Raw genomic sequence first — 11,635 nt, forward strand, 5'->3', positions numbered from 1 at the left:
GTTTTTGAGCAAGAATATCAAACTTGTTTTTGGGAATAAAATCTACTAATTGTTTAAAAATCGGCTGACCGACAAACTTTTTTTCAATATCTTTGGAACTCATTACTTTTGTTTTTTGCAAACTACAAAGTATGAAAAAAAAGGGCTTACTGTGAAAAGTAGCCCTTTGTTGTGAAAAATATTAGTCGTTTAGTAGTGTTTTATTTTATAAAATTTAATGATTAAACCATAATCTGATTTTTTAGAATATCTTCCATTTTTTCACGTTCACGAATTAAATGTGCTTTACCATCTTTCCACAAAACTTCGGCGGGTTTGTAGCGTGAATTGTAATTGGAAGCCATGGAAAAGCAATAAGCACCAGCATTTTTGAAACATAGAATATCACCTTCCGTAATTTCTGCAATACGACGATTGTTGGCAAAAGTATCCGTTTCGCAAATATAACCAACAACGGTGTAAAAACGTTCTTTACCTTTTGGATTGGAAATATTGTCAATATGATGTTGTGCACCATAAAGCATAGGTCTTATTAAATGGTTAAAACCAGAATCGATTCCAGCAAAAACGGTTGAGGTAGTTTGCTTGATAACATTTACTTTAGCTAGAAAATGACCAGCTTCACTCACAATGAATTTCCCCGGTTCAAAAGTCAGTGTTAATTCACGCCCATATTCTTTTTCAAAAGCATTGAAACGTTTGGTCAATTTTTTTCCTAATTCCTCAATGTTGGTTTCAATATCTCCTTTTTTATAAGGTACTTTAAAACCTGACCCAAAATCTATAAAATCAAGTTCTTTGAAATTTTTTGCAGCATCAAACAAAATTTCCGCTGCGTACAAGAAAACCTCTATATCAAGAATATCAGAACCGGTATGCATGTGAATTCCGTTGATGTGCATTCCAGTATTTTCTACAATACGCAGTATATGTGGAATTTGGTATATCGAAATACCAAATTTACTATCAATATGTCCCACCGAAATATTGGCGTTTCCGCCCGCCATTACATGTGGATTGATACGAATGCAAACAGGTGTTTTTGGATATTTTGTTCCAAAATGTTCTAATACAGAAAGATTATCAATATTTATTTGAACGCCCATTTCAGCTACTTCTTCTATCTCCTCAAATGAAACGCCATTTGGCGTATAAATAATGTGCTGTGATTCAAAACCGGCATGCAACCCAAGCATAACTTCCTGATAAGAAACCGTATCAATTCCCGAACCCATTTCCTTCAATAATTTCAAAACAGACACATTTGACAAAGCTTTTACGGCATAATTAATGCGTAATCTTTCCACTTTTGAAAAAGCAGCTGTTAAGCGATTGTATTGAGATTGAATTTTTTCGGCGTCATAAACATATAAAGGACTGCCAAATTGGGAAGCTAGTTGAAGTAAATCTTGTGATTGCATTGAATTTTTTTTAAAGTGCTAAAGTAATAAATTATTTTTTGTTAATCAATATTCAATTTTGTTTTAAAACTTTCATTGTTACGACTAATTCTAGCCCAGATTGAGCCGATATCCTTTTTATAAAAGCGTTTTTCAGCTTTTATAAAAAGATAAAGGCGAAAGCTGGAAATAGCTCCAAATAAAAAAATAAATTCATTTAATAATTTACTTGAAATTTACTATTTTTGTACCACTTAAAAAGTCAAAAAACGCATTATGGACATACACGAATACCAAGGAAAAGAAATATTAGCCAGTTATGGTGTAAAAACGCAACGTGGTTATGTTGCCAACAACCCTATTGAAGCTGTGGCAGCAGCCAAACAATTGACTGCCGAAACTGGAACTGGATGGCATGTTATCAAAGCGCAAGTGCACGCCGGTGGTCGTGGAAAAGGTGGTGGCGTAAAATTGGCTAAAAATTTGCAACAAGTGGAGGAATTGGCTGAGCAAATTATCGGAATGCAATTAATCACACCGCAAACCAGTGCCGAAGGTAAAAAAGTACACAAAGTTTTAGTTGCCGAAGATGTTTATTATCCTGGCGAAAGTGAAACTTCAGAATTTTATATGTCGGTTTTATTAAACAGAGCTACTGGACGAAATATGATCGTTTATTCTACTGAAGGTGGAATGGATATTGAAGAAGTTGCAGAACACACACCGCATTTAATTTTTAATGAAGAAATTGATCCATCTGTTGGTTTGCAAGGTTTTCAAGCCAGAAGAATAGCTTTCAATTTAGGACTTTCTGGAAATGCTTTCAAAGAAATGGTTCAGTTCATTGACGCTTTATACAAAGCTTATGTAGGTTCTGATGCTACTATGTTTGAAATCAATCCAGTGTTGAAAACATCTGACAATAAAATTATTGCTGTTGATGCCAAAGTAAATTTGGATGACAATGCCTTATATCGTCACCCAAAATTAGCCGAAATGCGTGATGTTCGCGAAGAAAATGCTATTGAAGTTGAAGCCAAAGAAGCAGGATTGAATTATGTAGATCTTGATGGAACCGTTGGATGCATGGTGAATGGTGCTGGACTGGCAATGGCAACTATGGATTTAATAAAATATGCAGGATTTGAACCAGCTAACTTTTTGGATGTTGGTGGAACTGCCGATGCAAAACGTGTAGAATTGGCTTTTAGAATCATTCTTAAAGATCCCAATGTAAAAGCAATTTTGATTAATATTTTTGGTGGAATCGTACGTTGCGACCGTGTGGCGCAAGGTGTGGTTGATGCTTATAAAAATATGGGTGATGCCATTAAAGTACCAATTATTGTTCGTTTGCAAGGAACAAACGCTGAAATTGCTAAAGAATTAATTGATAATTCTGGAATGCCAATTTTATCTGCAGTTCAGTTTCAAGAAGCGGCAGATCAAGTTCAAGCCGCTTTGTCATAATAGAATTAAAATATTTATATAGAAAATCCCGTTTTATTTTTATAATGAGACGGGATTTTTGGTATTTATGTAATTCAGAAATATTTTATTCAACCATTTCCTGAATAGCATCAGATTCGTAAATTGTATAACCTTCTGTATTTTTCTGCGCTATTTCGAAAAGCGCTCTGGCTACATTTTTGCTTTCAATGGGCTTGTATTTTTTTAGATTTCCAATGAATAGAAAGCCAAATATTTTCGTAAAAAAACCTCCTATTTTTTCACCCAATCTGAATTCTTTTCGTTCGCCTAATAATAATGATGGTCTTAATATTGAAATACTTTCAAAATTCATTTTTTTTAAAAAACTTTCTACTTCCGCTTTCGTTTTTAAATAAAAATTCCCTGTCGACTCTGTTGCACCTAATGATGAAATAATTAAAAATTGCTTCACCTTGTTTTTTAAAGCCATTTCAGCAAATTGTGTTGGATATTCAAAATCGACTTTTCTAAAAGCTTCTTTGCTGCCCGCAGTTTTTATAGTCGTTCCAATGGTACAGAAAAAGGCATCGCCTTTTACCAACTCTTGGTAGGTTGTTGGATTATCAAAATTGATAATATGCTGAACAAATTTAGGATTATTAATTCCAGAATCTCTTTTCACAAAAGCAATCACTTTTTCGTATTGATTACTTTCCAAAAGAAGGTTCACCAATTCAGAGCCAATTAGTCCAGTGCTACCAGTAATAAGTGCGGTTTTCATTGCTTATGATTTCTTTTTGTTTCCATTATTGAACTTTACTTTTTCGATAACTTGTAGTTTTGATGTACGTGTAGCATGTTGAGATTTTGATTTAACTGCTTCACTTACTGTTATTAATCTTGAATTCTGATTTGTATTATATAATATTCTTCTTTTTCTCAAAGGATAATCATTAATCAAAACTTTAGGAGAAAGGTTGAGTTTAATTGTTAAATTACGAATCATTTCGACAGTTAGTTTTCTACGTTTATTTAAAATTGCAGATACAGTACTTTCTCCACCAATTGAATCAATCATATCAATTCCTTTTAAATTTAGTTCTTCCATTCTAATTTTAATAGCTTCGATTGGATCTGGAGCCTCAATTGAGAAATGTTTATTTTCGTATTCATCTATGAGTATTGCAAGAACTTCTGCTTCATCACCTTCTAATGTTCCAATGGATGAATCAAAAAGAATTTCAAATCTTTTTAAAGCTTCATCATAATCAGATTCTGTTTTTATTGGAGATATATTCATATTAAATTGTTTTAAATTATATTCGCATCAATTTTATCATATTCAGAATGTGATCCAATGAATCTAATAAAAATCCATTGTCTTTCAAAATTAAATTTCACTACAAGCCTATGAGAATTCCCACTTATATTAAAAACGATCCTTTGATTTTTTAAAATACTAGCATTAGCGTAATTTCGTTTTACTTCATTTGGTGTTTTCCAATTTGCATTTAATGCCGTATCGTAACAAGTTTTTAGATATTGTTCAGTTTCTGCATGATGTTGCCAATAATCTCTCAATGTTCCCTTGCTAAATATTCTTGTCATTAATATAGATTATTAGTAAAGATATAAAAAATTCGCAAATTGCGAAGTTTTTGAAAATAATTAAATTATTCCCTACTAAGATTTCTTTTTATTTCCATTATTAAACTTTACTTTTTCAATAATTTGTAATTTTGGAGCTGGTTTTTTATTATTAGACATTGGTTTTTTCTTAAAATCTGTAGTTTTTGGTTTGAACTCAGTTTTGGGTTTTTCGAAAGTTTTTTTTGGAATTTCGCCCCTGTGCTTGTCTAAAACATCGTTTGGATTTTTAGGGTTTTCTTTGGTTCCACGCAAGTGAATAACCAATCCGTTCAGGAAATTTCGTAAAATTTGATCGCCACATTCTACATAATTTTCATGATTTTCAGCACGAAAAAAAGCACCAATTTCAGATTTTGTAATTCTAAAATCAACCAATTCTAGAATTTCTACTATTTGATCATCGCGCAACATTAGGGCTACGCGCAATTTTTTGAAAATATCGTTATTTGTCATTTTATTTTAATTCAAATTATTTTGGTAAAGATAAATATTAAACACATTACTATATTTATTGTGGATCATTAAATTTCAGATTTAGATTTGTTTATATTTGCATCACTTTTATAAATTAAAAATAGTATCACAAATGACGCGTATTGAAGTTTTAAATGCCATAATTAAAAAAAATAATGTTAAGAATTATCTCGAAATTGGAGTCAATCGTGGCAAATGTCTTTTTAATATCAAAGGACCAAAAAAACGATTTGCAGTAGATCCTTTTTTTAATTTTAATTTGTGGAAAAAAGTAAAAGCATGCGTTAAAAATGCAGACAATTTTAAAAATGATTATTTTGAAGTTACAAGCGATGATTTTTTTAAAAGTAATCAAAAGTTATTAGAAAAAAATATCTTGGATCTTACATTTATTGATGGACTTCATACCTACAAACAATCATTAAACGATACTTTAAATACTTTAAAATATCTAGATAAAAATGGGATAATTGTGTTGCACGATTGTAATCCGCTAGACGAATTGGCTGCCTATCCTTCCGAATCAATAGATGTGGCGCGTGCAACATTTAAAGATCATAAAGATTGGAAAAATATTTGGAATGGCGATGTTTGGAAAACCATAGTTCATATCAGAAAAAATCACCCAGAACTTTCTGCTTTTGTATTGAATAGTGACCACGGATTGGGATTTGTTTATAAAAAAACGCGTGAAAATCTGCCAGAAGTTTTTAATTCATTTACAGATATAGAAAGTTTAGACTATGCTTTTTTGGATAAAAATAGAAATGAATTGTTAGACTTAAAACCCGTTTCCTATTTTGAAGATTTTTTGAAGAATATTTAGCGTAAACATTGACTTTTTAGAACACAGATTTGAGAAATTTTATAAATTAATAAAATTTCTCAAATCTGTGTTCTAAAATTTAGTTTCATAAGTTTAATAACTTTTATTTAAGATTGAAATCAACTTTTTCAAATCTGATTTTCTGTGATTTGCAGTAATTACAATTCTATTTAAATATCCCAGATCGTTAGGATACTTAAAATTGGTAATTATAATGTTATTCTCCTTCAAGATTTCATTTATTTTTTCTTGCTTCGGATAAATAATTGGATAATTTAAATCGAAATCTATTGACGGATTTTTTTTCAAATGCGTATGAATAAAGTTCAGATTTTGTCTGAGTTTTTCAAATTGTTTCAAATAAATACTTACCGCATCAGGAATTGTTTGCGCAAAAGCAGGATTCATTCCTGCTGCAGAAACATAATTTGGTAAATATTTTATACTATTAATAAAGTCCAAATTTCCGGCAATAACGCCACCTGTAATTCCGTAAGCTTTCCCTAGCGAAGAAATCATAATTTTGTTTTTGATATTTAAATTCGAAATTCCTCCATACAAACCGCAACCATTTTTACCTAAAATTCCAAATGAATGCGATTCGTCAATAAGTAAAGTAATTTCTTTTTGATTGGAAATTTCATCAATAAATGATAGATTAATAAGTTTTATTTCTGAAGTTGGTACTGCATCAGTCAAAATAGTTATTTTTTCTTTTTTGGAATCTAACAATCTTGGGTGAAGTTTACCATTTACTAAAATCGGAAAACTTCCTTTTGTTTGAATGGCATTGTGATGGTTTGGCAAATGGAAGAAAATATTATTATCTGTGATGAGTTGCTCAATTACTAATTTGCCAGCCAACGTTCCAGAGGAAACGGTTAAAGCTGCTGGAGATTGAATATAATTTGCAAGATATTTTTCCACATTTTCATAAGCCGATAATTGGATGTTGGCATTTCTGGAGCTTCCATAGGAAGTGCCCCATTTATTAATATTTTGAATTAATATTTTTTGGAATGCTTTGTTCGATGGCAATCCTAAATAGGATGTACCTCCAAAATATAAAAAATCTTGATTTTCAATTTTAATTATTCTATCAGGAAATTGCTCGACAATCATTGTTTATAAAAGTGTAACACCAGTTCCATTTAATTCAGAATAGGTAATTTTTCCATCGGTAATTTTTACGCCAGTGGCAATGTCTTCTGCTAGGAGTAAGGCACCATCCATATCGACATAATCAAGTTGTGGCAAAAGATGCGCAATGGCAGAAATTCCTACCGTAGATTCAGTCATACAACCCACCATAGTTTTTAAGCCCAGTTTTTTAGCGTGTTCGATCATTCTTTTTCCGGGAGTAAGTCCGCCACATTTTACCAGTTTTACATTTACACCATGAAAATGGTTATGACATTTGGCAACATCTTCTTCAATTATACAACTTTCATCAGCAATAATTGGCAAAACGGAATGTTTGTAAACTTCTTTGTGCGCTTGCCAATCATCGGCTTTCATGGGTTGTTCGATAAATTCGACGCCTAATTTTTTAAGTGCAAGAGCGTTATTTATGGTTTCCTCGACACTCCAAGCGCAGTTTGCATCAATTCTAAAAATAGCGTTTGTGTGTTTTCGAAGTGCTGTAACTATTGCAATATCTTCTTTGGTACCCAACTTAATTTTGTAAATTGGCCAAGGTAATTCTTGCATTTTGGCTACCATTTTTTCGATAGATGCAATACCAATTGTATAATCTGTCATTGGAATTCTATCTATCGAATAATTCCAAAGCTCGTATAATTTCTTGCCTTTTTTTCGGGCGTATAAATCGGTATAAGCCAAATCCAATGCACATAAGGCAAACATATTTTCTTTTAAAAATGGATATATTTTGCTCCAAAATACTTCTGGCGTTTCATTATCGGTTTTTTCAATAACATTTCTAATGTTGTCCAAATCATGCATCATCATTGGAACAGTAATATTGTAATACGGATTTGAAGTTGCTTCGCCAAAACCTGAAAAGCCCTCACTATGCAATTCCACAATTAACGATGGTTGCACATCGATGGATTCTCTGGAAATCGTGAAAGTATGTTTTAGTTTGAGCGTGTATTCTTTAAGTATTAGTTTCATTGGTTGGTTTTAAACTTTATAAATGTATTCAACTTTTTAGTTAAATAAAAATTAATTTTAAATAGCATCAAAAATTTGTCTTATAAGTTTAAAATAATATTTTTGTCAAAATTTTAATTGATGAAAAGCAGAGCTTCAAGAATTAGTTTATTGTCGGAAATGATTGAATTTGCCATTGTTGACGGACAATTGCATGACAAAGAATATGATTTTTTGTATTTGCTTTCCAAGGAATTGGAAATTGAGAAACCTGCTTTTATGGATTTATTCAGAAAAAGAGATTCTTTTTTACCTATAAAAGAAGAGTTTTTCAGAATTCTACATTTTTATAAATTGGCATTATTAATGTATTGCGATAATGTTTTGCATGAAAGAGAAGACAAATCGATTCATGAAATTGGGTTAAAAATGGGCTTGAATCCAAAAGCTATGGATAGGGTTTTGGATTTAATGCAATGTTCGCCCAATCATATTGTGGCTCCAGAGAAAGTAATTTGTGCGTTTCAGGAGCAGCATAATTAGATAATTGTCACTTCAAAATCTTTACAAATTCTCAACTTTACATAAAATTCTTTTTTGCTAGGGCACCCAAAGTAGCAAAGTAAGCTTGGTGAGAAGCAGAGTAAGCTTGGTGAGAAGCAGAGTAAGCTTCGTGAGAAGTAGAGTAAGCTTCGTGAGAAGCAGAGTAAGCTTCATGAGAAGCAGAGTAGGCTCCATGAGAAGCAAAGTAGGGTTCATGAGAAGCAAAGTAGATTGCCAGAGTATTGGGTAAAACGTTACTATTTATTTGAAATAATAGTTAAATTATTGTAAAAATATTCCTGTTTATAATTAATATTTGATTTATAATTATATTTTTGGAATTCTAAACTAACAATAATTATTATGGCAAAAGGATTCACATTGCGATTGGAGGAGTATGTACCGACTGGTACTTTTTTGAAAACTAGTTTTACTAGAGATAGGGCTACATTGGCTACCCGATTTACTGAATTTACAACAGAATATGAGGCTGTATTTATTGCGCAACTTACAAAGGTTACTAAACTAGAGCAGACTTTAAAGTTGACTGAGAAGCAAAAAAAGGTTACTGAAACCTTATATGAAAAAGCAGACTTGGTGAATAAAGAGTTTAACTTTTTGTCGTTTTATTTTAAACGGGCTGGTCTTGATAGTGGTATATTGACCGCTGTAAAAAAAGATTTAGACTCAAAAAATATTGAAGGTGCTTGCTTTAAAATGGAAGGTTTAATGCAATATGTGGCTGAAAACGAAACTGTTTTGATAAGTAAAGGTATGGCTGCTGGATTTGTAGCTACGCTAGAAGCAGATGTAGAAGATTTGTCTGCTAAAAATGAATTGCAAAATGAGGTTATGAATATTAAAGGGCAATTGCATAGGGATAATGCCAGTGAGTATAAAAAATTATATGCTTATATTTCTACTATTGCGGTAGCAGGAAAAATTATGTATGATGGCGATGGAAAAGCTGGTGAGTATACTTTGAGCAAAGTGCTATCTAGAATGCGTATTATAAAATCGGGTAAAGTACCACCGAGTGAGTAATTAATTTTTTGTTGTTAAGCCTGCTGAGAAGCGGGCTTTTTTTGTGGTATTCATTTATGGTTTATGAAATTACAATATTGCTGATATAAAGATCATTTTATAACCCGATAAGAAATAATTTCACCTTGAATGTTAAAACAAATCTTTAATATTTATATCAAGTGCTTTGGCTATTTTGAAGATTGTAGTTAACGAAGTGCTGATTTCGGCTCTTTCAATTCGGCCTATTTGGTTTATGGGAATGTCGGCATCATTTGCCAACATTTCCTGAGAAAGATTTTTTTCAAGTCGAATTTTTTTCAATTTTTCTCCAAATTCTTTTACCAATATTTTTTCATCATTTTTCACCATGTGAAATTCAATAAATGATAAAGTTTATATAAACACAAATTTGTGTTATTGGTATTTATTTCTATCTTTGATTTTTTAAATAAATAAAATATCATTAAAATTAATGAGTTGAATATCAAATTAAAATTTATATTTTTGGCAAGAATTAACAACAAACAAAACGAAACAAAATTATACTCTTGAACCCCTTCTTCGTTAAAAATCATACTACTATGTCGAATATTTCCAAGCGTAAATTTACTTTACTCACATTACTATTGTCTACCTTTTGCGTATTTTCTCAAGATATTCTTTGGGAAAAAAGCTATGGTGGGAAGCAAGCCGATTATTTGATGGATGCTATTCCCACTCCTGATTATGGGTTTATATTGGCTGGAAGTTCGCTTTCGGACAAGTCTGGCAACAAATCTGAAAATGGCATGGGCGATTTGGATTATTGGATTTGGAAAATGAATGAAAAAGGCGATTTGGACTGGCAAAAAAGTTTTGGCGGTTCAGGGTCGGATTTTTTGCAAAGCATCAAAACTACCAGCGATGGCGGTTTTATTTTGGCAGGAACATCTAATTCATCTAACGTAAATACAACTGAAACTTCCAGAAATGATAAAAAAGAAGCCTGTCGTGGTGGCGATGATTTTTGGATTATAAAACTAGATGCCAAAGGCAACGAGATGTGGCAAAAAACAATTGGTGGTATGGGGCAGGAGAAATTGCAAAGTATTGTAAGAACATTGGATGGCGGTTATGTTATTGCGGGGAGTTCGTCCTCCGAATCCTCCCCCAACCCCTCCGAAGGAGGGGAGAAAGGAAGTTCTGCTCAGGGCGGGGAAAATGAAAGTTTGACCAAAACTGGCGATAAAGAATTATCTGATAAAACGGCTCCGAATTATGGGAATATGGATTATTGGATGGTCAAATTGGATTCCAAAGGAAACATACAATTCCAAAAAACCTTTGGTGGGAAATATGAAGATGAACTTAAAAGTATTGAGCAAACCAAAGACGGTGGCTATATTTTGGGTGGTTATTCCAACTCACCATCGTCTGCTACTTCCAAAATAGGAACAGAAAATAGTGGCAACAAGACACAAGATAATATTGGCGTGGGCGATTTTTGGGTTTTAAAACTGGACAAAGACGGTGAAATAACATGGCAAAAAACTCTGGGTGGCGACCAAGACGATAATTTGTATGTGGTACACCAAACTTATGATGGCAATTATATTTTGGGTGGCAACTCCAACTCGAATGCTACCAACCAGAAAAGCAAAAGCAATGAAAACGGTACCGATTTTTGGGTTATCAAACTCGATACTCAGGGCGAAACCATATGGCAGGAAACTTATAATATTGGCAAAGTAGATGTATTGACTTCATTGATTGAAAATGATGATCATAGTGTATTGTTGGGAGGGTTTGCGCAGAGCGAATCCTCAACCCAGCCCTCTCCAATGGAGAGGGAGCGAGTTGATAAAAAAGAAATCAACGATTATGTGGCGATAAAGATTACTGAAAGAGGCGAAGAAACTTGGCGACAATCTGTAGGTAGTAAGGGCGAGGATTTATTAAAAAAGGCTATTGAAACCCGCGATGGTGGTTATTTACTAGCAGGAACTTCTAAAGGGGAAAAGTCCAGAGATAAAGACAGTGGTATTGGAAGCAACGATTTTTGGGTAGTAAAACTCAAAGACAACAGTAAACCTGAAAACCCAAAATTAAGTATTGAAGCTTTGCCCAATCCTGTCATCACCTTTACCAATATTATTGTAGGCTATGATTTTACAGATGGTTTTGCGAGTGT

Annotated in this window: 13 protein-coding genes; 5 read left to right on the forward strand and 8 right to left on the reverse strand. The window is 32.6% G+C overall.

The genetic code is table 11. From position 1 onward, the window contains the following. Window positions 1–221: 221 nt before the first annotated feature. Window positions 222–1,421, reverse strand: coding sequence for a diaminopimelate decarboxylase (gene lysA / locus RMN92_RS01890; RefSeq protein ID WP_309607768.1), 1,200 nt, complete (start codon window positions 1,419–1,421; stop codon window positions 222–224). 255 nt (window positions 1,422–1,676) lie between these two features. Between lysA and sucC the strand changes: the two genes are divergently transcribed. Then, window positions 1,677–2,870 (forward strand): ADP-forming succinate--CoA ligase subunit beta, encoded by a 1,194-nt coding sequence (gene sucC, locus RMN92_RS01895; RefSeq protein WP_309607769.1) that lies wholly within the window; start codon window positions 1,677–1,679, stop codon window positions 2,868–2,870. Between the two features lie 85 nt (window positions 2,871–2,955). Here sucC and RMN92_RS01900 read toward each other — a convergent pair whose 3' ends face one another. The 4 genes from RMN92_RS01900 to RMN92_RS01915 all read right to left on the reverse strand — a co-directional run bounded on the left by RMN92_RS01900 (window position 2,956) and on the right by RMN92_RS01915 (window position 4,934). After that, a complete protein-coding gene (locus tag RMN92_RS01900; RefSeq protein ID WP_309607770.1) occupies window positions 2,956–3,612 on the reverse strand; it encodes an NAD-dependent epimerase/dehydratase family protein in 657 nt (218 codons plus the stop codon). A gap of 3 nt (window positions 3,613–3,615) precedes the next feature. After that, window positions 3,616–4,131, reverse strand: a complete 516-nt coding sequence (locus tag RMN92_RS01905) for a transcriptional regulator (RefSeq protein WP_309607771.1) — start codon at window positions 4,129–4,131, stop codon at window positions 3,616–3,618. Window positions 4,132–4,142: 11 nt separating this feature from the next. After that, the gene (locus RMN92_RS01910) at window positions 4,143–4,439 is read right to left on the reverse strand and encodes a type II toxin-antitoxin system HigB family toxin (protein WP_309607772.1); all 297 of its coding nucleotides are present in this window, start codon (window positions 4,437–4,439) and stop codon (window positions 4,143–4,145) included. 75 nt (window positions 4,440–4,514) lie between these two features. After that, the gene (locus RMN92_RS01915) at window positions 4,515–4,934 is read right to left on the reverse strand and encodes a DUF1456 family protein (RefSeq protein ID WP_309607773.1); all 420 of its coding nucleotides are present in this window, start codon (window positions 4,932–4,934) and stop codon (window positions 4,515–4,517) included. 133 nt (window positions 4,935–5,067) lie between these two features. On the opposite strand from RMN92_RS01915, the gene RMN92_RS01920 reads away from it, so the two are divergent. After that, entirely contained in the window at window positions 5,068–5,781 is a 714-nt protein-coding gene (locus RMN92_RS01920) for a class I SAM-dependent methyltransferase (RefSeq protein ID WP_309607774.1), read from the forward strand. Window positions 5,782–5,874: 93 nt separating this feature from the next. Here RMN92_RS01920 and RMN92_RS01925 read toward each other — a convergent pair whose 3' ends face one another. After that, a complete protein-coding gene (locus RMN92_RS01925; RefSeq protein ID WP_309607775.1) occupies window positions 5,875–6,903 on the reverse strand; it encodes an aminotransferase class I/II-fold pyridoxal phosphate-dependent enzyme in 1,029 nt (342 codons plus the stop codon). 3 nt (window positions 6,904–6,906) lie between these two features. Further along, window positions 6,907–7,917: a dipeptide epimerase gene (locus RMN92_RS01930; protein WP_309607776.1), complete on the reverse strand. Its 1,011-nt coding sequence runs from the start codon at window positions 7,915–7,917 to the stop codon at window positions 6,907–6,909. 120 nt (window positions 7,918–8,037) lie between these two features. Here RMN92_RS01930 and RMN92_RS01935 point away from each other — a divergent pair, with 120 nt between their 5' ends. Both RMN92_RS01935 and RMN92_RS01940 read left to right on the forward strand, forming a co-directional pair. Then, complete coding sequence (locus RMN92_RS01935; RefSeq protein ID WP_309607777.1) at window positions 8,038–8,439, forward strand: excinuclease ABC subunit B; 402 nt, start codon at window positions 8,038–8,040, stop codon at window positions 8,437–8,439. 363 nt (window positions 8,440–8,802) lie between these two features. Continuing rightward, on the forward strand, window positions 8,803–9,483 hold the full coding sequence (locus tag RMN92_RS01940; protein ID WP_309607778.1) for a hypothetical protein: 681 nt from the start codon (window positions 8,803–8,805) through the stop codon (window positions 9,481–9,483). Window positions 9,484–9,615: 132 nt separating this feature from the next. Here RMN92_RS01940 and RMN92_RS01945 read toward each other — a convergent pair whose 3' ends face one another. After that, window positions 9,616–9,834, reverse strand: coding sequence for a helix-turn-helix transcriptional regulator (locus RMN92_RS01945; protein WP_309607779.1), 219 nt, complete (start codon window positions 9,832–9,834; stop codon window positions 9,616–9,618). A 212-nt stretch (window positions 9,835–10,046) separates the two neighbouring features. On the opposite strand from RMN92_RS01945, the gene RMN92_RS01950 reads away from it, so the two are divergent. Further along, a partial coding sequence (locus RMN92_RS01950) for a T9SS C-terminal target domain-containing protein (RefSeq protein WP_309607780.1) occupies window positions 10,047–11,635 on the forward strand: 1,589 nt, incomplete at its 3' end.

Origin of the sequence: Flavobacterium sp. (assembly GCF_031363805.1) — a bacterium.
Classification (GTDB): domain Bacteria; phylum Bacteroidota; class Bacteroidia; order Flavobacteriales; family Flavobacteriaceae; genus Flavobacterium.

Bases quoted from the DNA above. Each gene is read 5' to 3' on its own strand.
- lysA (WP_309607768.1), bottom strand. From the start codon at position 1,421: ATGCAATCACAAGATTTACTTCAACTAGCTTCCCAATTTGGCAGTCCT.
- sucC (WP_309607769.1), top strand. From the start codon at position 1,677: ATGGACATACACGAATACCAAGGAAAAGAAATATTAGCCAGTTATGGT.
- RMN92_RS01900 (WP_309607770.1), bottom strand. From the start codon at position 3,612: ATGAAAACCGCACTTATTACTGGTAGCACTGGACTAATTGGCTCTGAA.
- RMN92_RS01905 (WP_309607771.1), bottom strand. From the start codon at position 4,131: ATGAATATATCTCCAATAAAAACAGAATCTGATTATGATGAAGCTTTA.
- RMN92_RS01910 (WP_309607772.1), bottom strand. From the start codon at position 4,439: ATGACAAGAATATTTAGCAAGGGAACATTGAGAGATTATTGGCAACAT.
- RMN92_RS01915 (WP_309607773.1), bottom strand. From the start codon at position 4,934: ATGACAAATAACGATATTTTCAAAAAATTGCGCGTAGCCCTAATGTTG.
- RMN92_RS01920 (WP_309607774.1), top strand. From the start codon at position 5,068: ATGACGCGTATTGAAGTTTTAAATGCCATAATTAAAAAAAATAATGTT.
- RMN92_RS01925 (WP_309607775.1), bottom strand. From the start codon at position 6,903: ATGATTGTCGAGCAATTTCCTGATAGAATAATTAAAATTGAAAATCAA.
- RMN92_RS01930 (WP_309607776.1), bottom strand. From the start codon at position 7,917: ATGAAACTAATACTTAAAGAATACACGCTCAAACTAAAACATACTTTC.
- RMN92_RS01935 (WP_309607777.1), top strand. From the start codon at position 8,038: ATGAAAAGCAGAGCTTCAAGAATTAGTTTATTGTCGGAAATGATTGAA.
- RMN92_RS01940 (WP_309607778.1), top strand. From the start codon at position 8,803: ATGGCAAAAGGATTCACATTGCGATTGGAGGAGTATGTACCGACTGGT.
- RMN92_RS01945 (WP_309607779.1), bottom strand. From the start codon at position 9,834: ATGGTGAAAAATGATGAAAAAATATTGGTAAAAGAATTTGGAGAAAAA.